The organism is Sinorhizobium sp. KGO-5 (assembly GCF_036245905.1).
Lineage (GTDB): Bacteria > Pseudomonadota > Alphaproteobacteria > Rhizobiales > Rhizobiaceae > Sinorhizobium > Sinorhizobium meliloti_A.
On record NZ_BDIZ01000009.1, the window covers coordinates 1 to 24343 of the forward strand.

General features: G+C 60.5%; 26 protein-coding genes. 17 read left to right on the plus strand and 9 right to left on the minus strand.

Annotated features, from left to right (window positions below; all coding sequences use genetic code 11):
* Nucleotides 1–154: 154 nt before the first annotated feature.
* From BHD07_RS26240 to BHD07_RS26255, 4 genes are all read left to right on the plus strand, one after another.
* Nucleotides 155–685 (plus strand): hypothetical protein, encoded by a 531-nt coding sequence (locus BHD07_RS26240; RefSeq protein ID WP_338283767.1) that lies wholly within the window; start codon nucleotides 155–157, stop codon nucleotides 683–685.
* Nucleotides 682–2730, plus strand: a complete 2049-nt coding sequence (locus tag BHD07_RS26245) for an AAA family ATPase (RefSeq protein WP_338283769.1) — start codon at nucleotides 682–684, stop codon at nucleotides 2728–2730. The genes BHD07_RS26240 and BHD07_RS26245 overlap by 4 nt, the downstream gene beginning before the upstream one ends.
* Nucleotides 2727–5045, plus strand: coding sequence for an nSTAND3 domain-containing NTPase (locus tag BHD07_RS26250; protein ID WP_338283771.1), 2319 nt, complete (start codon nucleotides 2727–2729; stop codon nucleotides 5043–5045). Before BHD07_RS26245 ends, BHD07_RS26250 begins: the two co-directional genes overlap by 4 nt.
* 754 nt (nucleotides 5046–5799) lie before the next feature.
* A complete protein-coding gene (locus BHD07_RS26255; protein WP_153313000.1) occupies nucleotides 5800–6186 on the plus strand; it encodes a response regulator in 387 nt (128 codons plus the stop codon).
* Nucleotides 6187–6376: 190 nt separating this feature from the next.
* Here BHD07_RS26255 and BHD07_RS26260 read toward each other — a convergent pair whose 3' ends face one another.
* From BHD07_RS26260 to BHD07_RS26270, 3 genes are read right to left on the minus strand one after another with little or no spacing between them, the layout of a single operon-like run.
* Nucleotides 6377–6658: a hypothetical protein gene (locus BHD07_RS26260; RefSeq protein WP_192923382.1), complete on the minus strand. Its 282-nt coding sequence runs from the start codon at nucleotides 6656–6658 to the stop codon at nucleotides 6377–6379.
* The gene (locus BHD07_RS26265; protein WP_234889435.1) at nucleotides 6556–6780 is read right to left on the minus strand and encodes a hypothetical protein; all 225 of its coding nucleotides are present in this window, start codon (nucleotides 6778–6780) and stop codon (nucleotides 6556–6558) included. The genes BHD07_RS26260 and BHD07_RS26265 overlap by 103 nt, the downstream gene beginning before the upstream one ends.
* The gene (locus BHD07_RS26270; protein WP_153313001.1) at nucleotides 6777–7229 is read right to left on the minus strand and encodes a hypothetical protein; all 453 of its coding nucleotides are present in this window, start codon (nucleotides 7227–7229) and stop codon (nucleotides 6777–6779) included. Before BHD07_RS26270 ends, BHD07_RS26265 begins: the two co-directional genes overlap by 4 nt.
* A gap of 318 nt (nucleotides 7230–7547) precedes the next feature.
* Here BHD07_RS26270 and BHD07_RS26275 point away from each other — a divergent pair, with 318 nt between their 5' ends.
* The gene (locus BHD07_RS26275; RefSeq protein WP_192923379.1) at nucleotides 7548–7985 is read left to right on the plus strand and encodes an ATP-dependent DNA ligase; all 438 of its coding nucleotides are present in this window, start codon (nucleotides 7548–7550) and stop codon (nucleotides 7983–7985) included.
* Between the two features lie 351 nt (nucleotides 7986–8336).
* Here BHD07_RS26275 and BHD07_RS26280 read toward each other — a convergent pair whose 3' ends face one another.
* From BHD07_RS26280 to BHD07_RS26295, 4 genes are all read right to left on the minus strand, one after another.
* Nucleotides 8337–8822, minus strand: coding sequence for a helix-turn-helix transcriptional regulator (locus BHD07_RS26280; protein WP_153313011.1), 486 nt, complete (start codon nucleotides 8820–8822; stop codon nucleotides 8337–8339).
* 240 nt (nucleotides 8823–9062) lie between these two features.
* Nucleotides 9063–9455: a hypothetical protein gene (locus BHD07_RS26285; RefSeq protein WP_318851721.1), complete on the minus strand. Its 393-nt coding sequence runs from the start codon at nucleotides 9453–9455 to the stop codon at nucleotides 9063–9065.
* Between the two features lie 3 nt (nucleotides 9456–9458).
* On the minus strand, nucleotides 9459–9896 hold the full coding sequence (locus BHD07_RS26290) for a hypothetical protein (protein ID WP_153313004.1): 438 nt from the start codon (nucleotides 9894–9896) through the stop codon (nucleotides 9459–9461).
* Nucleotides 9889–10602, minus strand: a complete 714-nt coding sequence (locus BHD07_RS26295) for a ParA family protein (protein WP_153313005.1) — start codon at nucleotides 10600–10602, stop codon at nucleotides 9889–9891. The genes BHD07_RS26290 and BHD07_RS26295 overlap by 8 nt, the downstream gene beginning before the upstream one ends.
* Before the next feature lie 674 nt (nucleotides 10603–11276).
* Between BHD07_RS26295 and BHD07_RS26300 the strand changes: the two genes are divergently transcribed.
* The 3 genes from BHD07_RS26300 to BHD07_RS26310 are packed head-to-tail and all read left to right on the plus strand — an operon-like array spanning nucleotide 11277 to nucleotide 14330.
* Nucleotides 11277–11678: a plasmid mobilization protein gene (locus BHD07_RS26300; protein WP_153313006.1), complete on the plus strand. Its 402-nt coding sequence runs from the start codon at nucleotides 11277–11279 to the stop codon at nucleotides 11676–11678.
* A 3-nt stretch (nucleotides 11679–11681) separates the two neighbouring features.
* Nucleotides 11682–14111, plus strand: coding sequence for a conjugal transfer protein TraA (locus BHD07_RS26305; protein ID WP_153313007.1), 2430 nt, complete (start codon nucleotides 11682–11684; stop codon nucleotides 14109–14111).
* Between the two features lie 6 nt (nucleotides 14112–14117).
* Nucleotides 14118–14330, plus strand: a complete 213-nt coding sequence (locus tag BHD07_RS26310; protein WP_153313008.1) for a hypothetical protein — start codon at nucleotides 14118–14120, stop codon at nucleotides 14328–14330.
* A gap of 188 nt (nucleotides 14331–14518) precedes the next feature.
* On the opposite strand, the gene BHD07_RS26315 is transcribed toward BHD07_RS26310, so the two are convergent.
* Nucleotides 14519–15631, minus strand: coding sequence for an AraC family transcriptional regulator (locus BHD07_RS26315; protein WP_338283777.1), 1113 nt, complete (start codon nucleotides 15629–15631; stop codon nucleotides 14519–14521).
* A gap of 76 nt (nucleotides 15632–15707) precedes the next feature.
* Between BHD07_RS26315 and BHD07_RS26320 the strand changes: the two genes are divergently transcribed.
* The 9 genes from BHD07_RS26320 to BHD07_RS26360 all read left to right on the plus strand — a co-directional run bounded on the left by BHD07_RS26320 (nucleotide 15708) and on the right by BHD07_RS26360 (nucleotide 23250).
* Nucleotides 15708–16502 carry a methyltransferase domain-containing protein gene (locus BHD07_RS26320; protein WP_318851723.1) on the plus strand — a complete coding sequence of 265 codons (795 nt, stop codon included), beginning with the start codon at nucleotides 15708–15710 and terminating at the stop codon, nucleotides 16500–16502.
* Nucleotides 16503–16545: 43 nt separating this feature from the next.
* Nucleotides 16546–16971, plus strand: a complete 426-nt coding sequence (locus tag BHD07_RS26325) for a nuclear transport factor 2 family protein (protein WP_192923368.1) — start codon at nucleotides 16546–16548, stop codon at nucleotides 16969–16971.
* Between the two features lie 481 nt (nucleotides 16972–17452).
* On the plus strand, nucleotides 17453–18445 hold the full coding sequence (locus BHD07_RS26330) for an alpha/beta hydrolase (protein ID WP_153312939.1): 993 nt from the start codon (nucleotides 17453–17455) through the stop codon (nucleotides 18443–18445).
* Between the two features lie 71 nt (nucleotides 18446–18516).
* On the plus strand, nucleotides 18517–19587 hold the full coding sequence (locus BHD07_RS26335) for an alpha/beta hydrolase (RefSeq protein WP_318851724.1): 1071 nt from the start codon (nucleotides 18517–18519) through the stop codon (nucleotides 19585–19587).
* Nucleotides 19588–19738: 151 nt separating this feature from the next.
* Complete coding sequence (locus BHD07_RS26340; RefSeq protein WP_234889434.1) at nucleotides 19739–20101, plus strand: carboxymuconolactone decarboxylase family protein; 363 nt, start codon at nucleotides 19739–19741, stop codon at nucleotides 20099–20101.
* Complete coding sequence (locus BHD07_RS26345; RefSeq protein ID WP_192923373.1) at nucleotides 20098–20592, plus strand: (R)-mandelonitrile lyase; 495 nt, start codon at nucleotides 20098–20100, stop codon at nucleotides 20590–20592. The genes BHD07_RS26340 and BHD07_RS26345 overlap by 4 nt, the downstream gene beginning before the upstream one ends.
* 88 nt (nucleotides 20593–20680) lie before the next feature.
* Entirely contained in the window at nucleotides 20681–21163 is a 483-nt protein-coding gene (locus BHD07_RS26350; protein WP_338283783.1) for a cytochrome P460 family protein, read from the plus strand.
* A gap of 17 nt (nucleotides 21164–21180) precedes the next feature.
* Nucleotides 21181–21897, plus strand: coding sequence for a DUF4405 domain-containing protein (locus BHD07_RS26355; RefSeq protein ID WP_014528361.1), 717 nt, complete (start codon nucleotides 21181–21183; stop codon nucleotides 21895–21897).
* Between the two features lie 24 nt (nucleotides 21898–21921).
* Nucleotides 21922–23250 carry an adenylate/guanylate cyclase domain-containing protein gene (locus tag BHD07_RS26360; protein ID WP_338283786.1) on the plus strand — a complete coding sequence of 443 codons (1329 nt, stop codon included), beginning with the start codon at nucleotides 21922–21924 and terminating at the stop codon, nucleotides 23248–23250.
* 54 nt (nucleotides 23251–23304) lie between these two features.
* On the opposite strand, the gene BHD07_RS26365 is transcribed toward BHD07_RS26360, so the two are convergent.
* On the minus strand, nucleotides 23305–24195 hold the full coding sequence (locus BHD07_RS26365; RefSeq protein ID WP_014528363.1) for a LysR family transcriptional regulator: 891 nt from the start codon (nucleotides 24193–24195) through the stop codon (nucleotides 23305–23307).
* Nucleotides 24196–24343 lie beyond the last annotated feature (148 nt).

Sequence of the window (24343 nt, forward strand, 5' to 3'; positions counted from 1 at the left end):
CGATGCAGTGCGACATAGTTGTCGCGGTAGGCGCGACCGACTTGGGCGTGCCGGACAATGTCGTGCGTAGCGGACGCACCGGTGACGTCATTCGTCCGGACCCAGCGGGTGAATGGTACGACCTTCCTGGGGCAAGAGCTGCGTTGGGCATCTGATGGACATCTTCACCCAAGCCGAGATCATCCTTCGCGACGCACAGTATGAAACCTGGACGTGGACTGGCTCGGCCAGCCCGGTGACGTGTTTCGAGAACGCGGCGCTGATGGGATTCGTCCACGTCTTCGACAGTGCAGATGCTCTCCTCGGCACCTGGCAGGAGAACCAGCAAGTCGCGCTCGCTCGGCATGCAGCTTCGTTGCGCGGCGCCGGAGCGAAGGCGTGGAACGTCTATTCGGTCTTTCTAACCCCGGATCAAGATGCTCACCGAGGGCGCGAGATCGAGCGCATCGAAGAGGACTTCTCTTTGACCCGAAAGATCGCGAGGGCCTCCATCACCACACCTGATGACGTCGAGAAGGCGCTCCTACCGCTGCTGTCGATACGCTCCAAGCCGTTGCTCGGCGCGTCTAACTTCGAAACGAGACTGCGGACCAGGCTGAAGGAAATCCCCCCGGATGCCGTTACCGCGTTTCTCAGCGAGACCACGCCGGCAGAGATCGCTCGCATCTTGGGAGCGACATCATGAGGCTCGATTTCATCGAAGTATGCGGCTTTCGTGGCTTCAGAGATCTCGTCCGGATCAATTTCGGACGGGGCTTCACCGTCATCACCGGTCGCAACGGCGTGGGCAAGAGCACGCTGTGCGATGCGGTCGAGTTCGCGATCACAGGCTCCATCGACAAGTACGCCGTCGAAAAGGCAGCGAAGGAGAGCCTCAGCGATTACCTTTGGTGGCGCGGCGAAGGTGTTCCCAACGCCCACTACGTGACAGCCTCGTTCGTCGACGATAGCGGGAACCCATTCACCATCACGCGGACGCGGGAAAGCGGCTCCGATCGCTCACCGGAGGAAATCCACACCGCGCTTTGCCGTGGACCTGCGCCAGACGACGCACTTCGACAGCTCACCCGGACGTCGATCATCCGCGACGAATGGATCGCCGCGCTCAGCCTCGATCTCACCGAAACGGAGCGATTCGATCTCGTGCGCTCAGCGCTCGGTGCGTTGGAAGGCTCGGAAGCCGGTAGCAGAGCCAAGGAGGTGGTGACTGCCGCGGAAGCCGCGCACGCTAAAGACGAGGCCGCCTACGAGTCTGCACGCTCGCGACTAGCGGACAGACTGATGCAGCAATCCGAGACACAAGCCGCGCTCAGCCGATCAGGGGACGTGTCCGGCGCGCTTCAGGTGATCGCAGCCGCGGCGCCGGACGCGCCCACCGAGCTGACGGCACGACTGGCTGCAGGTCGAAACGCGCTCGCAAACGGACGAGCCAGATTGGGTCGGATGGGCGAAGCGCTTCAACTCGGTCGGGAGATTGCGGAGGCGCACGCAGTCTACAACGCTCCGGAGGCTGTGGCGAACCGCCAGGCCGCATCGGCAGCGCATGAAGCTGCGCAGCGCGAGCACGAGGCCGCACAGCAAGTCGTCTCGGAAGCCGAACAACGCCTCTCGCGGGAAGAAGAGATGGACGCGATGGCGGCGTCGCTGAGTCTCCTCGTCGAACACGGCGAGCGCCTCGGGCTGCACGACGATCATTGCCCGCTATGCGCAGCCCATCGGACATCAGACGAGTTCGCCGCCGGCTTGGCCGCCGCGCGGCGACGGATTACATCACTGGCGTCGGGTGTTCAGGCCGCTCGCGATGCTCTCGCCAACGCGAAACAGAACGCGCGGCAACCCAGCCTCACGTTGCAGACAGCCACCGCCGCGGTCCAAGCTCATGCGAACGAGCTGCGGCGTCTGCGCGACCAGGAAGCGGCGCATGTGGATTTCTACAATCAGTGGGGGCTCGATCACCGCTTCATTCAGGATCCTGACGGGCTGGAGCAGGCTATTTCTCCGGAACGCGACCGGTTGATCGACCTCGAGCGCGCGCTACTCGTACTGGAGGCCTCGCAAGCGATCTCGCGAATGTCGTCGATCGAAAGCAACATATCGGCGCTGCGAGCTGAAATCGAGAAGCTGGCACAGGCGGTCAGCCAGTCACAAAATGCCGTCACAGCGGCCCGTGAAATCGAACGCTCTGTCAGACGCGTGAGCGGGGAAATCATCGATGAGCGCCTTGCTCAGATCAGTCCTCTGCTCAACGAACTCTATCAGCGCCTGCGACCGCACGCCGACTGGCGGACAATCGACTACAGCATCCGCGGTGACGTCCGACGTTTTCTTAGCCTCAAGGTGGGCGACGGGCTGAACCCCCAATTCGTCTTTAGCAGTGGTCAGCGTCGCGCCGCCGGTCTCGCTTTCCTTCTCTCGGTCCATCTTGCGCGGGCGTGGACACCGCTCAGGTCCCTTCTGCTCGACGACCCCGTTCAGCACATCGACGATTTCAGGGCCCTTCACTTGGTCGAAGTACTGGCCGCTCTACGATTGGACGGGCGCCAGATAATCTGCGCCGTCGAAGACCCCGCGCTGGCCGATCTGCTGTGCCGGCGCTTGGTGAGCACCTCGACGGAGGGAGGCCGGCGTCTCGACATCGACCTTGGACCGCTCGGCGCCACAAGCGTGGTCATCGACCAGGAAATCAATCCGATGCCGGTGGGTGTTTTACGTGGTTTCGCCACCGCATGACGGCTGAGAGCGCGCAAATCGAGCTGCCGGCGCCGCGCGAACGTCGAGCGCACGGCCCCTGGAGCGATCTGGCGCTCCACACCATTGGCTGGCGCGCGTTCCAGGATCTTTGTTCGCAGGTATGCGAGGTCGTGCTCGGCCGACCCGTAGAGATCTTCCGTGAAGCACAGGACGGCGGCCAGGACGCGGTCTTCCTCATCCCCTCGGGAACAGACGCACAGCCTATCGGCACGGTCCAGTGCAAGCATACGTCTGATGCCATGAGAGCCTTGAAGCTCAGCGATCTCACCGCCGAGCTTGAGAATGTCGAGGAACTGGTCAAAGCCGGTCAGGCGGACACCTACACCTTCATGACGAACATGAGCGTAGATGCGCCTGTCGCGGCCGCGATGCGCGCCAGGCTTCGGGCGCTCGGCGTGCGCAAGCCGCACGTTCTCGGTCGCCAGTATATCGTCCGGGTCATCAGGAGCAGCGCGCGGCTGCGGGCCCTCGTCCCGCAGGTCTACGGCTTGGGGGATCTCACCTCGATCGTGGACGAGCGCCTGAGTGAGCAAAGCCGGGCGCTGCTTGACAGTTGGATTCCAAAGCTCCGCACCTATGTGCCCACAAAAGCCCATCGCGATGCCGTCAATGCCATTTCCAACCACGGCGTAGTGCTGCTGTTGGGCAATCCATCAAGCGGCAAATCAGCGATCGGCGCGATCATCTCGACGATCGCTTCGGAAAATCCGGACAACACCGTTCTCGCTTTGACCAGTCCCCGCGATTTCGAGGCTGGATGGAATCCAAACGATCCGGGCCGCTTCTTCTGGATCGATGACGCCTTCGGCTCTAATGTGCTACGCGACGATTATGTGCAGGACTGGGCGTCGGCCTTCTCGAAGCTGCGGGCCGCGATCAAGCACGGCAACCGCTTCCTCCTGACCTCCCGCAAGCATATCTATGAAGCGGCGCGGCGTCGGCTCGGACAGCGCAACCTAGCCCAATTCGCTGATGGCAGCGCCGTCGTCGATCTCGGCGAACTGACGTTCGAAGAGAAGGCGCAGATTCTCTATAATCATGTGAATTTCGGCGAGCAGAGCCAGAGCTGGCGATCAAGCGTCAAGCCACACCTAACCGCAGTCGCCGCCGTTCGCGACTTTCTTCCTGGAATTGCCGAACGTCTTGGTGACCCGAATTTCACGAAAGGGCTCGCGCCTCGCGAAAGCTCCCTCGTTCGCTTCATGGAAGAGCCGACAGAGCATTTGATTGATACGGTCAACGCCCTGGATGATCAGCTTCAAGCCGCGCTCATCTTGGTTTACGTCCATCAAGCCGGTTTCGATCCCAACGACCACGATGTGTTGGCTGCTCAGACGGTCGCGGAGCTGACGGCGTACAGCCTCACTAAGATCCAGGATTGTTTCGCTGAGCTGAAAGGCTCGTTCCTGAAACTCTCCGGATCAAAATGGACCTTCGCCCATCCGACAATATCCGACGCGCTGACGGAGATTCTGCGCCAGAAGCCGCATATGATGGCGGCACTCATACGGGGCGCGACGATCGACACCATTCTCAACAGTTTCACGTGCGAGGGCTCGCCTCTCATTCGAGACGCGCTTGTCATCCCCACGACGCTCGACGATGCTCTGGTCGCCCGGCTCGGCCACACCCCCGATGAACGGCACCGCAATTGGATGCTATTCCACTTCCTGTCCTATCGGGCGAGCAGTCCGGTGTTCGCCAAAGCGGTCCAGCAATTTCCAGATTTACTTCGAAGATCCTGCTGGCGAACCGACGTCGCCGGCAATGATCCCCAGATCGCGGTTTACGCCCGAGCCCATCACCTCGGCGTCTTGCCGGACGATCTGCGCTGGGAGGCGGCTGACACCCTCGAATCGGCCGTGCTTACGAACCTAGATGCTTCCGTCTTCGACGAACCAGAGATGCTAGCGCTCATATCGCCGCTAAGACTGGTCGGCATGGGGCTGGCACTGCGAACAACTGTGCTACCTTCGCTCGAAGAGCGAATCGACGAGATCGTCGCCGACGCTGACTTGGACGAGGAGCCTGACAGTTACTTCAAGAAGCTTCTTGGCGTGCTCGATCGCATTGAGGCGATCGGTGTCGACGCGGATGCAACAGCCCTGATCGACGACGCGCGCAATCAGGTGAAGCAGTCAGTCAAGGGACTGGAAGAGCGCAAGAGCGAGCAGGAGAAAGGCTCAGAAGACGAAGCGGATTGGACGCACATCGTGACGCAAAAGAAGGAGGAAGCTCCGGCTCCCACTCGGGTCGCCACGAAGCGCTCGGTGTTCGACGATGTCGACAAATAGTCATGGAGATACCTAGCGGTTGAGCTCCAGCCCGTCAGACCCGCCCTTGACCAATTCGGACTACCAAATCGTGTCCGTAGCCACAGTGCACAGTGATTGAACGGGTCCGTTCACGAGCGCGTTGGACGGCTTGTTGCTAGGATGTTCACGTTCTGGGCCGAGAAGATCGCATAATGTATCGAGTGGAACGACAGAACGCCGCGGACGGCCGGAGGTGCTGACGTTCTCAGCGCGTGACCAGCTCAACGCGGCGCGCCGGAACTTGGGTCAGGAATGAGACGATGGCGGCTGCGATCTTGCTCCCGCCCTTTCAGAGGGCTTGGCATCGGCAAAGTCGCTGTCTTCATTGCAGATGACGCGGAGGTCGATCACTCACGCACGCTCCGCGGCGGCGCGTGTAACACAATCATCGAGGGTCGAGAGCGCTGTTACGGCAATCCGCCTCTGATCGGCGGCCGAAGCTTCCCTACGCCAGCTTGACAAGCACGAACTCCGAATTTCGGCGGTGGAGAAGCAGGCGGCTGAAGCGGCTACCTCAATGAAGGCCGTCGAGAACACGCTCAACAGCCTATCCATAGATACGCGTGTGATGCGTGATCCTACAGCGTGTCGAGGCCAGCCGGCGCGACGGTGCGCAACTGCGGCGGTGACTCATAACGGGCATCGTCCCGAAGGGAGGGCATACGGCCACCAGGAACCGTTCATCATCCCCCGCGTTTCTGAAGCCAGCGACATTGACAGGGGAACTCGCAAAATGGAACCGGCGGTCACGGTACTCGTCGTCGAAGACGAGGCAATGCTATCACTGGACTACGAGAATGCGCTCGCCGAAGCAGGTTTTGCCGTTATGGTGGCTACCAGCGGAGCCAAGGCGATAAGGCTCTTGAATGAGGACCACCCGGTACAAGGTGTCGTTACTGACATTCGTTTCGCGGAACCGCCTGACGGATGGGAGGTAGGCCGCGCCGCCCGCCGCATCGATGCGGGAATCCCGGTAGTATACGTTAGCGGCCATGCCGCCGCCGATTGGCCTGAAAAAGGCGTCCCCAACAGCATTATGCTGGAAAAGCCGTTCGCAATGGCGCAGCTGGTAACGGCAATGGCACAACTGTTGAACGATAGGCCACCGAGAGAGAGCTAGAGGGCAGATCGGACGAAAAGCTCTGCCCGGCTTCTCATAGCCCAGGCTGTGTCAGAGGCGGCACCTTATTTGCCGGATTTGGCTTTACCTTTGGCGCTGTTTCCGCCCTTGCCGCCCTTCGTGCCATTTCGGCGGGGCGACCCGAGAAACGGTGATGGAGCATCTCGGTAAAAAAGTAGCTTGAACGCCGTCACAGTTTCGCGAGAACGTCGACCTGCGGAACCGGGGTAGGTCCTTCGGTGCGATGCATCTGAAGCAGCTTCACTTCGACGTGCAGGCCTCGATAGGCTGCCATGCGAATGGCGTCGTTGAAGATCCGCATTGACTCGCGCAGATTGTCGGCGGCTTCACGTTGTTCTTCTGTAACTGTTACTGTGATAGCTCGGTTATTCCGTGCGTCGCTCGCGCGGTCAATGGTGCCTGGGTCGTCGGTCCGGTTTTCCAATCGGGCCGATGCTCGAAGCAGAACCAATTTGGCTCCGACCGGCCGGCGGCGAAACCAAAGCCACCCCATTTCATGCAGCCAGGACGCTCGCAGTAGTGGACATACGGCCCGGCTTCGTAATGGGGTTTCGCGCCCTGTTCGTCACTCATCCGCTTGATCCTCCTCCTCGGCCGGCGCCGAACTGCTGCTCGAAGGCGTCTTCCCAATTCGGATGGCAGGAGGCGCCAACGTGCTTCAAGGGCTCGAAATGGTATCGCGCCAGCAGCGCGGCCGAGATTATCCGCGCCATCTCCTTTCGCGCGCCTTCTGCCTTCAGCCGGTCGCGGTCGCAGGCGGCGCGCCGCAGTTCAAGCGGGATCGAGTAGAGCGTCTGCGTAACGTATGGCGCAATCGCCGGAGACCGCAGCACCGTTTCGACATCGAAGATGGCAAAGGCACCGAAGGATTCGGCAATTCCCTTAGCGAGTTCCTGGACGCCGCGCACCTCGACGGGACGGCGATACTGGTCGAGGCCGGCGTAGGCCCGCCTTTGGTGCGGAGGCATTACCGCAAGATCAACTTCAATCGCGGTTCCTATCTGATCGGCAAGTGTTCGCATGACGCGCGTCTTTCTAGTTTCCGCCCCTGATTGATGGAATGGCGCCGCATCGCCGTCGAATGTTCCTAATATGTTCTCGCTCTCCCCGGAGTCAATGCGGGTCTCTGGCGAGAACACAGCAATAGATCGAAAAGGCCGCACGAAATCGAAAGCGGCTTGCTCAGCGCGCCAATAGGACTAGCGTGCTTCCCCAACTTCGAAGCAAGGAAGCGTAGTGGCCGTCGCCTCTGAATTGGAAATAGGAGGCGGCGGCTCACCGCAATGCGACGGTTGACGCTCCTGTGCGTTAGTGGCCTGATGACCAAGGCATCCTCAAAGATGTCTCGCGATATCGCTCCGACCGATCCCATGCCGGCGCGTATCGACCCCTGCCTTGCGACGCTTGTCGATAAGCCGGCGAAGGGGCCGGACTCGGTCTACGAGGTGAAGTGGAACGGCTACGAGCTAGCTGTGCACATTGAGCCGGGCCGGGTCCGGATACTCACGCGCGGCGGCTACGATTGGACCGAGCGCTTTCCGACGATTGCCGACGACGCAAGGCGCCTTGCGGTGAAGACAGCGATCATCGATGGGGAAGCCGTTGTGCTCGGAAAATGGCCGGTCGGACTTCGGTATGCTGCAGCTGGCGCTGGGGCGCTTGCCGTCGGCGGTGGAGGCTGGAGCCATCGTCTTCTATGCTTCTATGCCTTTGACCTCATCTATCTCGACGGCCGCGATCCGCGCCGGTTGCCGCTGCGCGCTCAACATACAGGTTGAGCCCAATGCTTCGTCATGCCGATGAACATGGCTAGCCAAGGATTCCCGTCCAACGACATTTCTGAATCGATCACCGCACACCGATTCAAGAATTTGATGCTACGTTCGGCAACGCCAATCGGGGGGCCATCTGGCAAAGGGGTCACCTGCAAGACCCTCCTGAGAGCAGAACATTCCGGCCTGATCCCGTTTCCACTCCGCCCGCTGGGCGGAGCGAAGCAGGCGGAGCCGGAACGCGCTTCCCAATTTGCGCCGAAGAGAGGCCGGAGCCTTGTGGTAAACGGGTTTAGGTTGGCTGCCGTATTTCTCATTCTCCACGCCATGCGCCTTGGACGTGAAAATGAAGATTGCTTAGCCGCCTTCCGACACGCTGTTGGTCACAGCGTCAGCCGCTGGTTCGCCTGGCGTCATGCGTCTCAGAAGCCGGATCAGATCGCGCATGGTGTCTTGAGGCAATTCTTCGACAAGCTTCATCAATGTCAGGCGGTCTTCTGCTTCTTCAAGCGTCTTGCCCCACAAGTGCGGCGCTGTGTCAAAAATCAGGTCGAGAGGCATAAAGCCCATGATCTCACAGAGATGTATCAGGCGCGGGAGCGACAACCGAGCTTCTGAGCCTCGCTCGTACCTCCCGTAAACAGATACGGAGAGCCCTAGCAAATGCGCTAAATCGGCGCGGGAGATACCCTTGGCTTCACGCGTTTTCTTGAGCCAGGCCGAGATCTTTTCATCCATCTCCTTCGCGGTAAGGGTGCCGTCGAAACCCGGCTGGCGGAAGACCGGCCTGTCGAATTCCGGATCGGTTATTTCAACCAAACCCTGTGCACTCATTAAACTCATTGCATCAGTCACGGACCTTACCCTTTTTTCGATTCCGCCGTTCAGCGGTTACTATGCACCGCATTGAAGCATTTAGGAGCAGGCACCTCCGAAGAATCACAGTGCATTCCCCGCTTTTTTAGGGGAAATTTAGCTCACGGACTCCTCTTGAGGCGATGAAACAAAATGCTTCAGGACACGCCCCAGGATTCGGGCAGCAAATTCGGCTCTAGAGATTGTGAAGCAGCCGACAAAAAACCATTAGCGATTCTTTGCCGCTATCATCTTCCAGCCGCCGCCTTCCTCTTGAAAAACCGCTTCAATTTGCGTTTCGCCGTCAATCCACTTGAGCTGCGCGGAAAGCTCGCAAGCGATCTCCTTATCCGCAATTTGAATGCAACGCTTGACGATGACCTTGGATCCGTTGCCATGCCTGTTTAGATCCCATTTGGATAATGCGAATAGCTGGGTCTTGGCCTGATCGTCTGTAGGCCACGTATGCTTTTCGGGCGCGGCACTCGATGCATTCACTTGAGGCAAAATGCTCCTCGAGACGTTTGCCATCCCGAGCGTTGGACGGCCAAGATGAGGCGCAACATACACGCCGAGGACGCAGCCAACGGCCACGCCAAGGAGGAAGCCGCGGCCTAACATCGGTCAATAGCCGTTATCTTTGAGGAACTGGTCGATCGCGGCCTTCATGATGGCCGTCATCTTCACGTCGTTCTCAATGGAGGCCTTTTGCAGCCGCATCTTCGTGTCGTAATCTAGCGGGCAGTTGACGTAGTGCTTGGATTCCCGATCGCGCGCCCTCTTCAAGTCGCGTAAGCGAACTCTCGAATCCTCTCGCTGCAATGCTCTCGCGGTGGCCCGTTCTCGTCGAGCTTCTTGTGTCGGAGCGATCAGACGATTAGCGGGCTGATCAGCCTCAGTCCCGAGCGGAGCAGGCTCTTGAGGCTGATCTGCATTCCTGGTTTCTGTCGGCGTCGCAGCCGCTTTCATTGCTGAGTCCGCCTGTGTCGCAGCTTGCTCCACTGAGCGGCTGCGACGCGGCGCGACTGCAAAGTCAGAGACGGTCGTTTGACCCTTAGCCATTCGCTGCTACCTTATTCTTTCCCGCCAAGATCGCTTCGATGTCCCGAACCAAGCTCATCACTTCCGCTCTCGCTTTTTTCACCGACTCTGTGAGCTCGAGCATTTGCACGGTGCCATAGCCGTTTCGAATTTCGCGATAGCAATTTCGCTCCATTAGCTCGGTCTCGAGGAGATAGGAGTCGTAGCCCCCTTCCTGCAGGTTCTGCACGAACGGCCTGATTAGGCGGTAGGCTTCCAGCAGCTTCGCCGGCATGGTGATCCTGGTGACGAAGTTGGCGTGGGGGATTAACCGCCCCACCTTGTCGGAAATATCGGCAGTGTCGGCCGCTGCCTGTCCTGCCGCCTTGATCTCGTCCTGGTTCGGCTGGATCGGCGTCAGCACAATATCGGAGCCGGCGATGATCGTGTCCCTTAAAACCGTGTCCTGGCCGGGCGAGTCCATCAAAACGACGTCGAACTTGTTCGCCTCGTTCTCCAGGAGCTGCTGAACGGTGGTCTGACGGGCAGCGGTTATAAGCTCGATATTGTCAGGCAGGTTGTCCTTTGCGTCACAGCGCTTCCACCATTCCTGCAGATTTTGGCGGCCGTCTGCGTCGATGAGAAGCACACGCTTTCCCTGAAGCGCATACTCCCCGGCGATCAAGATTACTGCTGTTGTCTTCCCAGCCCCGCCTTTGCCGCTCACGGCAGAAATAAACCTTGGCAAGCGTCGCAACTCCTCTGATGGCCGAAAGTCATTCCGGCAGTTCGCCGTGTGCTTGCAGGGAGTTTCCGCGTAGGACCTGCACACGATGCGAACAATTGCTCATACGATGGGGAATCATCGCACCACCACACCGTGTAGTCAATCGAGCCAACTAAACCAAGCCTGCATGATGTGAACAATTTTCCGCACGATGTGAAACCACTGCAGAGTCGGCCCATAAACACATGATGTGCAATAATCGTGCTGCTAACTCGTGTGAAGTATCAACACGACATTGGCATGTGACTGCCGCGGTGCGGCGTCAACCCAAAAGCTCCGCCCGATCAGTGAACCCCGGAGCCGCGTAAGGCCGCCCTTGACGCTCGCACGGAAGCGGCAAGGGCGGAGAGCGGAGCATCCCTTGCGGCTGAGTACGAGGGGGCACAGAAAGGCCTTCGAAAGCGGATTTCGGAGGTGAACCCTGGTGAGCGTTCCCTCGTTCTATGACCGGGGCGAGTCCCGGTCCGCAGAGCAGAGGCCGAGCGCCGCGAGGGGCAGCTCGAAGTTGTTTGGTTGAATTTCCCCTTACAATTTGGAGAGGCAGGATACGGAAAAATGTGCTACGCCATTTCCTGCAATCGAGGGACGAGCCCTCGATCGACTGACGCAAGCGCCAGTAGGGGGCCAACGGCCAAATGGATGACGGGAAATTCAACGCTCTTCTCGAGCCGGTAAAGAAAGATCGCACTGTGCATGTCCGCGTCACGGGTGACGAACATGCGGCGATCGAGAAGGCCGCTGAGGATGCCGACATGACGGTATCCAGCTTTTTCCGGTCGCTGCTTCTGGAGGGGGCAGGGGTTCGGCCGATGTTGACTGGTGATGACCGCCTGGTGATGGCGGCTCTGCTCGAAGACATGCGGATGATCGGGATCAACCTGAACCAGGTTGCGAGGGCGCTCAACAGCGGCCGTAGCGTCCACCCAAGCGAATTGGACATCAACCTGGAGAACGTGCAGCGGGTTCAAGCGGCGGTGATGAGCGAGCTGCGTGCTCTGACGCGGCGAGCTGGTTATCAGCGTCGAGGGGAGAAGTAGCCTTTGGAAATTTTCTTCGGCGCATTCACCAGCGAATGGGAGCAGCGGCGCGCAGCGCTGCTGCACGAAATGTCATCTGGCGGGCGAGGCGCTTCGGCAGAGGAAGAGATGCGAAAGCGCCTGAAGCAATTGGCTCAACTCGGCGCTGCAGGCGGCGGCGGAGGCTCGGGCGGCAGTCGTGGATCCGCATCGAAGGGGAGGGGGGCTCATCGAGCGCAGGCGACGTCGGCGACAACGGTCGCCCGCCCGATGGAGGCGCGGTTAGCGGCCGTCGCAAAGGGGAGCCAGCCGGCAGTCGTTAAAATGGCGTCATATGGCGGCGGTGCTCGGGTCGGTGCGATGCTGAACTATGTATCCCGTGGCGGCGAGCTGAAAGTGGAGAACGAAAGCGGCAAGATCCTCGAGGGGCGGGAGGAATTGGCTCGCATCCGTGGCGATTGGGACCACCTTTTTCAGAACCGCGCAGAAAGCCGCGACATTGGGAGTTTTTCCGTCGAAACCGCGGCGCCCCACTTTGCCTCGGAAGAGGCATTGCACGAGCAGGTGAGGAGCACCCTGACGAGCGGCTTTGGCGACCGGCGCTATGCCTATGCCATCGCGAAAAATGACGGCGGCTCTGTGACCGTTCAGGGGCTTGTCGTATTGCGAAGCGGGCAGGGGGAGCGGCTAACGGGCGACGTGAAGGCGGCCGGCATCATCCAAGGCCGATACGACGCCAGCGCGGCCGCGGGCGAGGCTGCGGCGAAGTTCTCCTTTCATGGCTACGGAAATGGCGTCGAGTTCGGCGCCAGCCGCTTGCGCGGGCTGGTCGATCGGCATGACGACGTTCGCGACGATCGCGGCCAGTCGATAGCGAATGAGAAGGTCGCGGGCGACCTGGTGCAGAAGGAATGGCGCGGCGAGCTCCACAGCCGCAAGAGCCGCGACGTGATGCACGTTATCATGTCGGCTCGGGCGGGAACCGACGTTGCAGCGTTCGAAGGGGCGGTTCGCGATTTCCTGGCGCATCAGTTTGCTGGGCACCGGTATGTCTTCGCTATGCACGATCCGGCCAGCGATCCAAAAGAGGCGGGGGAGGGGGGAAAGCGTCCGCATGTGCATGCCCATGCGATCGTGGCGATGAAATCGGATTCCGGTGATCGCATCGAGACGACGCCTGCCGTGTTTCGCGAATGGCGATCCCTCATGGCAGAGAAGGCGCGGGAGCACGGCATTGAGATGGAAATGACCGACCGGCGCGAGTTTGCCAGCCCGCCGGCATTCACGCGCACCCAGGTCCGGCCGGTGAGCCGCGAAGGCCGCACAGAGCATGTCGGGACGAGCGAGGCTGCGCAGGCGCGATACGACGCCAAGCGTAGCGGCCGACGCACGGTCGCGAAGAGCGATCGGAGCCGGCAGTACATCATAAAGGTGCAGGAATCGTGGCAGAAGGTCGCTCTGACGGGTGGTGATCGTCAGACCATGGCCTATGCCACGCAGCACCAAAAGTATTTGGAATCAAGTGTTTCGACAGCGAAGACGGAAACGAGCGGCACTGTCATTCGCGCGGATTTTGGATCGGACTTCCGCAACAATTTGGCTACATTGCAGGAGATGGTTTTGGAGGGTCAGAAATTGCGCGAAATGTCACTAGCAGAGTTTGAGACCTACGAGAAGAAGGTCGAGACGTCCTTGTTCAAGTTGGAGCGGTCGGTCTCGGCAGACGATCGGGCGGATTTTGACGAGATCGCCGGCCTGGCCCGAGACTTCGTCAATCAGAAGCGTGAGCTGGTAGACCTTTACGAGAAGCGCAAAGAGGCGTTGGCGGAGCAAGGTGGCGAAGCGCCTCGCAGTGAGCCGCGTGATCCGGCCAACGACGAGTGGGACGCTGCGGTCGCCAAGCACGGCGAGGCTGTTGTCGAGGCCGGCAACGAGGCCATAATCGAAATCGAGCACTACCGAGAGGGAGTTGATCGGATCGAGGCCGGCGAGTTTTCGGCCGACCGCAAGGAAGGAATGCGGGCCGGGCTCAATCAAGCTCTGGAGCGGGCCGCCCAGTTGGCTGTCGAAGGAAACAGTTACATTCGGGAAGTTGCCGAGCAGGACCCTGGCTTACTGCGGGCAATTGAGCAGGAGGAGAACAAATACGAGGAAATGAAGGACCGGGCACCCTCGAATGCTGAGACGGTCGACGAACCGCAGCGTGATTTTCGTGCCGAGGAAGCAGATCGGCAGGTGATTGACGACGACGCGCGAGCCGCTCACGAGCTGGCTTCAACCGTCGATGCTACAAATGGCCTGCAAGATCGTCTAAATAAGGATCGGGAAGCCGCTCAACGCGGCGGAGAGACGACACGGACTGACCCTGCACAACAGCATATTCCGCGACTCGAGGAGCTGGAGCGGGAGCAGATCGAAGAGAGGGAACGCGACCGCGACGACCGGGAGCGTTAAAGGGATATGCTGAACGATAACCGCCAACAATACGTGATCCAGAGCAACGACCCCAAGGGCGACGAAGGGTTCGGGAAGTTCTTGGGTGTGATTATCGTGTTTGTGATGTTCTTAGGCGTTGTCCAGGTAGCCTATGACTCGGCTATGGCCCGGTATCGCGACGTGATCATTTGGTTAAATGATACCGCAACTTATCTTGCCGGCTTCTGGCCCTTCTAAAGCTCACTTCTTTCTCGACATCGGCGTCAATCGCGCCGATCTTATCGCCCGTACGTGCCTGCTTTGGGTGGGATTGCGTCGTTGCATATGAACGGGGGAACGACATTCGGGAAACAGCAGGAGGACTCCGTCGACTTGCAGCAAAAATCGGTCGCTTAGCGCCAGCAAGCTAGGCCCAATCGACATTCTCAAGATCGGCTGGTTCCAACGGCGCTGTCGCGCCATGCGGCGGGCGACACACCCACGGTTTTCTTGAACGCCCGGCTGAAGGCGGCCTCGGATTCGTAGCCGATCTCACGGCCCACCGCGGCTACCTTGATGGAACTATCTGCAAGAAGACGCGCAGCAATCTGCATACGCCAGAGCGTCAGGTACTGCATCGGCGCGTGGCCCACGACATGCGTGAAGCGTGCCGCAAGCGCTGCCCGCGACATGCATGCACGGCTCGCTAACTCGTTCAGCGTCCACGGATAGGCGGGCTGTTCATGGAGCATGACCAAGACTTTGCCGATTGCGGGGTCACGCAGCCCTGAAAGCCAGCCGGTCTCGTGGGCCGGCAGGGTCTCCAGGTGCTGGCGCATCACCTCGACGAAAACCAGCTCACTCAGTCTCAGCCGGATGGCCTCGCCGCCGACCCGCGGCTGACGCGCCTCGGCAAGCGTGAGGTCGATGAGGCGGCTCAATAGGCCCTCGCGCCCGCTGTGGGACCGCTTGATCCGCAACAGGCGCGGCAAGGTGGAGAGCACGGGATTGAAGGGTTGCATGTCGCAGCCGAGAAAGCCGCAGACGAATTCGCTGCACGGCTCGCCGCCGCCGCCTTCCTTGATCACGAAGGGCAGCCTGCCCGCCGCTATGCCCCGCAAAAAGTCCACCGTCGCTTTGACGTCAAATTCCGGCGGCTGGCCTGGCCCGCTGAGCATCGCATAGGGGTCGCCATGCGGCAGCACCAGCACGTCGCCGGCCTCGAACCAAGTGGACGTGACGCCCGGAATGCTTGCCCATCCCGCGCCTTTCAGGATGATGTGGTAGGACACAATATGCTGGGCGCGCGGCAGGATGAGAGAGGAGAACGCGTCTGCGTGCGGCACGTCCACGCCCCAAGGGAACGACGCATCCACCAGGAAGAACAGCGCGCCTGTCAGCTTGACCGTGCGCAGGACGTCCGAAAGCGGATCGGTGCCATGCGTCCTGAACTGGACGGGCCGCTCTGCTGCCGACGAAGCGCCGTCCGGCCGCTCCGCATCGAGCACCATGGACGATGCGGCAAGCGACAAAGACGTATGGTCATGGGCTTGCGCCATGCCCGGAGCATACCCTGTGTGGGCTAGCATATCCACCGGATGTGCCAGGGACTGAAGATCAGGGTGGAGGAAGACCATGACTACGCTTGAGGAAGTGCGCGGCCCGGCGGAGATCTATGACGCCCATTTCGTGCCAGCGCTGTTTGCCCAATGGGGGCCGGTCGTCGCCGCGGAAGCCAGGGTGCAGAAGGGCGACCGCGTGCTCGACGTGGCTTGCGGGACGGGCGCCCTGACGCTCCCCGCGGCCGAGATCGCCGGCCCTTCGGGCTCCGTCGTCGGGCTGGATGCCAATCCGGAAATGCTGGCGGTTGCGCGTCGCAAGTCAGGGCAGATCGAATGGCTGGAAGGAACGGCCGAGGCGCTGCCCTTGCCGAACAACGGCTTCGACGTCGTCGTGAGCCAGTTCGGTTTCATGTTCTTTAAGGACAAGCCGAAGGCACTGACCGAGATGATGCGAGTCCTGAGGCCGGGCGGGCGGCTGGCGGTTGCCGTGTGTGATGCAGTGGAGAACTCGCCGGGTTACGGCACCTTCGCGCTGTTGCTCGACCGGCTCTTCGGCAAGGAGGTGGGGGACGCCTTCCGCGCGCCCTTCAGCCTCGGCAATGCCGGGCGGCTGCATGAAATCTGCAATGAAGCCGGCATAGCGGATGCCGAGGTCGTCCGGCGCAACGGAAAGGTCCGCTTCAAATCGATCGATGCGTTGGTGTCGACCGAACGCGCCTGCGTGTGGACGCTAGGCGGCGTGCTGACCGACGAACAGTTCGAGCGGCTTCTCCAGGAGTCGGAGACCGCGCTCAAGCCCTTCGTAATCGACAGCGGAACGATCGAATTCGACATGCCGTCACTCATCATAAGAGCGCAGAAGCGCTAGGGCGGCGATGCCGGCATTGCAACACGGGAACAGGAGTCCCACAATGCTCAAAACAACGACACTGCAGCTTTGGGTACTCGCGCTCGCCGCCGTGCTTTGTGGATCTGCCGCGGCGGAGGGAGATTCATCGGCAGTGGCCGTGCTCGATCATCCCTTGCACGCCTTCGCGGCCGGCGATGCCGATGCCATATTGGCCGACTACACAGAGGACTCGGTCCTCATCACGCCTCAGGCCATTCTGAAAGGGCCAGCCGCGATCCGCCCGTTGTTCGAGGCGATGATCAAGGAGTTTTCGTCGCCGAATGCCGGCTCCACCATCCACGAGCGCCATGCCTTCGGTCCGATCGCATACATAATTTGGTCGGCGGAGACGCCGCAGAACAGCTATCGGTTCGCCACGGACACGATCTACGTCGTCGACGGTCGCGTCCTCTACCCGACCTTCGCGGCTGATGTGGTGGCGAAGTAGATTCCCGACCGGCCGGGCTGATCAGACCAGATCACCGACGGCCCCGCAGAGGTCCGGATTAAAGGAAAAGCGGTCATCGAGGGGAGAACTGCGGGCGTCGCCTTTGGTGGAAAGCGGAATTACCGGAGACGCTCCGCTGGGGTCTGGTTCGCCCCGACGAGCGGACTTCGATATGGAAAGGCCAGCGACACGCCTTGCATGAGGCGCTGTAGCCTTTCGGTTCAGCGATGTGATGTTTGCGAAGATTTCGGGATCGGGACACCTGCAGTGTGTGTATGCGTTCGTTTGGCAAGCATTTTGAAGCTGACCTTAAAGACCCATCCGGATAATCACATCTAATCAATGAATGGGAATGGCTCTATTTTCGCGGCAAATCGGTATGTCGAGAAGGATAGGTCCTGTGAACTTGCGAAATCGTTGCGGAGTATTGTTGCTCGCTGCCGCGGCTGTGTCGGCCGCTACCAACTCGGTGGCTGCTCCAATGGAGCCTGTGACTATCCAGGAGCAAGGTAGCTTCGCGATCGGCGGAACGGTGGTGAACACCCCCGGCACCTATGACAACAACAAGCGCACTTCAGACGGGCAGAGTTTTCACGGCGATCATCTCTACGCCTTCTACCAGGTGCCGGAGAATCCAAAGGCGCTACCGATCGTCATGTTGCACGGCGCCTTCCAGTCGGCGCGCAGCTGGGAGACTACTTCGGACGGGCGAGAAGGCTTCCAAACCATTTTCCTGCGCCGCGGCTTTCCGGTCTACCTCGTCGATCAGCCGCGTCGTGGGCGCGCCGGCAACAGCACCGTGGCGACGACGATCGAGCCCACGCCGAATGATCAGCTCTTTTTCGACCAGTTCCGGCTCGGCGTCTGGCCGAACTACTTTGACGGGGTGCAGGTCGACCGCAAGCCGGAAACACTGGACCAATTCTTCCGCTCCGTCACGCCGAACACCGGGCCCTACGACGCCGGCGTGATTTCGGACGCGATGGCGGCGCTGTTCGACAAGGCCGGCCCCGGCATCCTCTTCACCCATTCGCAGGCCGGCGGGCCCGGCTGGCTGACGGCGATCAAAAGCGAAAACGTCAAGGCAATCGTCTCCTTCGAACCGGGCAGCGGCTTCGTCTTTCCCGAGGGCGAGCTTCCGGAGGAGATGCCGAGCGCGGCCGGCCCGCTGAAGGCGGAGGCCGTGGCACCGGCGGACTTCGACAAGCTGACCCGTATGCCGATCGTCATCTATTACGGTGACAACATTCCGACCGAGCCGACCGAGCGTCGCGGTGAAGACAATTGGCGCGTGCGGCTCGCCATGGCCAAGCTTTGGGTCGAGGCCATCAACAAGCGTGGCGGCGATGCCCGGCTCGTGCACCTGCCCGAGATCGGCATCAAGGGCAACACGCATTTCCCCTTTTCCGATCTGAACAATGTCGAGATCGCGGATCAGGTGTCGAAGTTCCTGTCCGAGAAAAAACTGGACTGACGGCGATCACGGCGACGCGCCGTGAATATTTCGAGCATGGAACGGCTTTGAAAATCTGAAGGAGAATTCGTATGAAGCGCACGATTATGAAGGCCGCCGTTGTGGCGGCGATGACAGGGCTCACGGCTGGCGCGGTCGGGGCCTCCGACTACAAGCAGAACCCGTTCACGCTGACCTATGAAGGCGCGATCACGACGAACGAGCCCGGCAAGGTCAATATCATCCCGGTCACCTACAAGCTTAACGGCCTGGACATTGCCGCCAACGTCTATACCCCGGCAAAATATGATCCGAGCCAAAAATATCCCGCCATCGTCGTGGCGCACCCGAATGGCGGGGTGAAGGAACAAGTCGCGGGCCTCTATGCTCAGCGCCTTGCCGAGCAGGGCTACATCACCATCACCGCGGATGCGGCATATCAGGGTGCAAGCGGCGGCCAGCCGCGCAACGTGGATAAGCCAGCATACCGCATCGAGGACGTCCACGGCATGGCGGACTTCGTCACCCGCTACCCGGGTGTCGATGTGGCGCGAATCGGCCTACTCGGGATCTGCGGCGGCGGCGGATATTCGTTGGCCGCGGCGAAAACCGACAAGCGCTTCGTGTCGATCGCGACGTTGAGCATGTTCAATTCCGGACGGGTGCGTCGCAACGGCTTTGCGGATTCGCAACTGGACACGATCCAGCAGCGCCTTAGGCAGGTTTCGGAGGCGCGCGCCCAGGAAATGGCCGGCGGAGAACTTCTCTATGCCGGCGATGCCAACCTGACGGACGAGCAGATCGCCGCACTGCCATTTGAAATGTACCGGCAGGGTTACGAGTACTACTGGAAGACGCACGCGCATCCCAACTCGACCTTCAAATACACCATGAGCAGTCTGCTGGATCTGATGCGTTGGGATGCCACCGATCAGCTTGAACTGATCGACCAGCCGCTGCTGATGATCGCCGGCAGCAAGGCCGACAGCCTGTACATGAGCGAGGACGCCTTCGCCAAGGCCGCTGGGACGACAGACAAGGAATTGTTCAAGATCGAGGGCGCAACCCATATCGAAACCTACTGGGTTCCCAAATATGTGGACGCCGCGATGGGCAAGCTGACGCCGTTCTTCGCCCGGACCCTTGCTTCCGACCGCTCGTAATCCGTCGACCCGATTTTTCCCGCGCCCCTGGTTCGATAGCCGGGGCGCCGTATCCTCCCCCGCAAATCCCAAGGAGCCATGCGCTTTGATGAAGCTCACCAGAAATCTGTTCGTCGCAGTCAGCCTGTTTCTGTCAGGAGGGATCTCCACCATGGCTATCGCCCAGGATCAGACCCCCCCGGCGTCCGATGCGACGGCCGGCAAGCAACAGTCGCGCGCCCAGCAGCTCTACGGCGACATCGCACCGAAGATGGCCGAACTGACCGACGAGGTGCTGTATGGCGACATCTGGGAGCGGCCCGGTCTTTCCAAGCGGGATCGGAGTCTCGCGACGGTCAGCGCGCTCGTCGCCATGAACCGCCCCGACCAGCTCCGTTCGCACCTTGCCATCGCCAAGCGCAACGGCGTCACCGAGGAAGAGCTGATCGAAACGATCACCCATCTCGCCTTCTATTCGGGCTGGCCGAATGCCGTTTCCGCGATCGCCGTCGCCAAGGACGTCTTCAAGAAATGATGTCGAAGCAAGGGAACGCCATGAAACTCGCCGCCATGACCGCCGCTTCGCTTGTCCTTGCCGCTTCATCCGCTTCCGCTCAGTCCGATCAGGCGATCACGGTGACGCGGGCCGGCTCGCAACCGTCCACGGCAGGCACCGCCGCGAACTTCACCGGCTCCGTTCGAGTCGACGACCGCTTCAAGGGGAGTGGTGAAGCCCGCATCAGCGGCGCCACCGTCACCTTCGAACCGGGGGCGCGCACCGCTTGGCACACCCATCCGCTTGGCCAGACTCTTATCGTCAAGCAAGGCCTCGGCCTAGTGCAGCGAGAAGGTGGTCGGGTGGAGGAAATGCGACCTGGCGATACCGTCTGGATCCCGCCGGGCGTGAAGCATTGGCATGGCGCGAGCCCCTCGGTCGGAATGAGCCATATCGCCTTCTCCGAAGCGCTCGACGGCAAGACCGTCGAATGGATGGAGCAGGTGTCGGACGAGCAATACGGGCGCTGATCATCATCGCAGTGAAACAGCCGCAGGTCGCCAGCAGGCGACCCGCGGCCCAGCGTCATTATATCCTCGAATCCAGGCGAGCTTGCTCATGAAGAAATCCGCATATCCAGTCGCATTAAGCGCGCTTGCTGCCTGCGCCGCCTCTCTCGTCGGCTGGCAGGTCCATGCTGAGCCGAACCGCGTCCAATTTCCCAACCTCGATGCGCTCGTTCATTACACGACCGTTAGACGCGGCAATGTGATGGAGCACATCATGACCACGCCGGCGGCCATGGAGGCCGTCAAGAACGGCCAGCCCATCCCGACGGGCACTCATTTCGTGTTGGTCGATCATCGAGACGGCGAACTCTATCGCTACTTCGTCATGCAGAAGGGTGAAGGCTTCGGCGCCGATTACGACGAAGGCCGCCGCACCGGCGACTGGCAGTTTCAGTGGTTCTGGCCGGACAAGTCGATCAACATGGACGAAAACACCGCGCGCTGTCAGTCCTGCCACAGCGGCCAACAGGACAGCGACTACCTCTATACGGCCTATCGCATCCCCCGTTTCGACGGCACGCCGGTCGAGTGAACCGGGAGGTCGAGCGCTTGAACCCGATATTTCTGATGCGGCTGGTCTTCGATCTCGTTGCCGCCGGTCTGCTGCTGTTCGCCTTCTCGTACTGGTGGCTCGGCAACGTCGCGCACGAATTGGCCGGAACCGCCATGTTCCTGCTGGTCATCGTGCACAACGTGTTCAATCGTCGCTGGTACGGTACGTTTGCGAAAACCCGTCGCGAGACGCGCGGCCTGCTCAATATCGTGGTGACGATTCTGCTGCTTGTGGCGATGCTGGCGTTACTCGTAACCAGCGTGCTCATCTCCAATGCGCTATCCGGCATCATGTCGGCCTATGGCGGCTTCACCGTGCGGCAGATCCACACTCTGGCGGCTTATTGGGTTCTCGTGATCGTGTCCGTCCATCTCGGACTGCGCTGGCCGATGCTCATGGGCGTGGCACGCAAGCTGTCCGGCATCGCGCAGCCCAATGCTCTACGCACGCTTGTTTTGCGCGCCGTCGCCGCCCTCATCGCGATCTACGGCGTCTGGAGTTCGTTCGAATTGGCGATCGGCACGAAGCTCTCGATGCAGGCGACGCTCGACTGGTGGAATTTCGAGGAATCGGTCGCGGGCTTTTTTGTCCACTGCATCGCGATCGCCGGGCTATACATTGTCCCCACCCATTACCTCATGAAATGGCTACAAAGCAGGAAACGCCGGACTACCCACGCCGATCGGCAAGCGCAGGTACTTCCCAACGGTTGATGCTTGCCAAGGAGCACCAGACGAATGCCGGGTCACCCCGATCAGTCATCCGCCGAAGAAGCGCTTACTGGCGCGGAGCGTAAGGGATTTCGGCTCGCCGTCATCGGCCGAACCGGCGCTCTGGTTGCGTTCGCCTTCTTCTATCTGACGCTCTATGCATTTCCCAACAATGTTTATGTGGCAGGTGTTCTCCTCCTCGCCGCCGCGATCGGTCTGATTCCGCTGCGATTGGCCCATAGCCGGTATGAGCGTATTGCCCGCTTTGCGCTGTTCGGGCTCGATGCGGCAGCCGCGAGCGCCACCCTTGCTTTCGCGCCGCTCAGCAGTGGCGGCGATGTTCCCCAGAATCTCGTTTTTCTGTCCAGCCGAACCGAATATTTCTACGTCATTATAGCGGCCTCCATTCTGGCGCTGTCGCCGGCATTGGTCATTTGGACGGGACTTTGCGCCGTCATCGGTCTCGCCAGCGCCACAGCGTGGATCATGTTGGGCATGGAGCGCATCGTCAGTCTTGGGGATCTGCCATCTTCGCCCTCGCGCGATGATGTTTTTGCCGTGCTCCTCAGTCCTTACTTCCTGGGCATTCCCGTACGGGTGATCGAGGGCCTGGTGATCCTTCTGGTGACGTGTATTGCGGCGCTGGCGGTCCACCGTGCACGAAATGTGGTTCGGGCCAATGCCGCCGGCGAAGTTGAACGAAACCGGATCCAGCGTATTTTCGGGCGTTATGTTCCGCCGCAGGTGGCCGAGCAACTCATCCAGGCCGGGCAACTGGCGCCCCAATTGCGGACAGCGAGCATCCTATTCGCAGACATCGAAGGCTTCACGCGCCTGTCGGAAACATTGCCGCCCGAGCGCGTGATCCGGATGCTCAACAGCTTTTTCGGTGCTGCGACCGCGATGGTCGACCAGCGGGGCGGGGTGGTTGTGAACTATATTGGCGATGCATTCATTGCTGCCTTTAACGCGCCACTCCCAGCCGATGACCATCCGGACCGGGCGGTCCATGCAGCCCGCGACCTGCTTTCTCTCGTTTCCGAACAGGTTTTCGAAGGTCACCAGCTTCGTCTAAGGATCGGTGTCGCCACCGGCCCGATAGCCGCGGGCACCGTCGGAGGTGAAGCCCGCCACACCTACACCCTCTATGGTGATACCGTGAATTTGGCGCAGCGGCTCGAGGCGCTGAACAAGGACTTTGGAACCGATTGCCTTATCAGTGGCTCCACCTTCGATGGCCTGCATCCGGCCTGTCGAGATGCCGTGGCAATGGGGACGCTACAGGTGCGTGGCCGCGAGAGATCAGCCCGAGTCTATGCTCTCAGTGGGCAAACGCGGCATTCGAGTGTCCGCTAAGGTGCGTCATTCCCGGCATTGCATGAGCTGATCGGCGCTTCCGAGCGAGAGACATCAACCCATGCGGTAACGCAGATTTTCGACGAGTACGGTTAGAGCGGGCGATGAGTGCCGCCGGCTCGGATAGTAGAGATGGTAGCCTGGAAAGTAGGGACACCACTCCTCCAGAACCCGCACCAGCCGGCCGTCAGCTAAATAGGGAAGCACGTGATCCTCGGGCATGTATGCTACGCCGAGGCCGTCCAAAGCCGATGCCAATCTCATTGCGAGGCTGTTGAACACAAGCTGTCCATCTCCTCGCACCTTCACATCGCGCTCATCCTTTTCCAGACCCCAGGGGAACACCCCGCCATAGGTGGGGAGGCGTATATTGATGCAATTGTGATCTGTCAGGTCCTGCGGGGTTTTGGGAAGCGGATGTCGTTCGAAATAGCCCGGAGACGCGACAAGCGCCATGCGCATGTCGGGGCCGATACGAACGGCGATCATATCCTTTGCGACCTGTTCACCCATGCGAACGCCAGCGTCATAACCTTCGGCCACGATATCGGTCAGGCCATAGTCTATGATGATCTCCACCTGAATGTCGGGATAGTCAGGGAGAAACCGTTTGAGGGCAGGTTGCAGGAGCGATATCGCGGGATGTTCCCCGGCGGTAATCCGGACGGTTCCAGCCGGCTTGTCCCGAAGTTCGCTGAGCGCCGCGAGTTCGGCTTCGATCTCGTCGAAGCGCGGCGCGATCGTGCGCAGCAGGCGCTCGCCGGCTTCCGTCGACGCGACACTGCGCGTGGTGCGGGTCAGGAGCCGCAGACCCAACCGCTCTTCAAGATTGCGGATGGTTTGGCTTAGCGCCGACGGCGAAACGCGGAGCTTTGCAGCGGCGCGTGTGAAACTGCGTTCTTTGGCGACGACGGCGAAGGCGGCCAGATCGTTGAAGTTTTCCATGACTATTTGTTAGCTCATCTAAAAGGCTCATGCGCATTATAGCGGCTAATCGTAAGCTGCTGCATCCCTTATCTTCTTCGCATATCGCGCGGTCCATACAGGCCGCAGAAGACTCGGCTGAACAGGGGAGATCTCTGCTCGGTCGGAG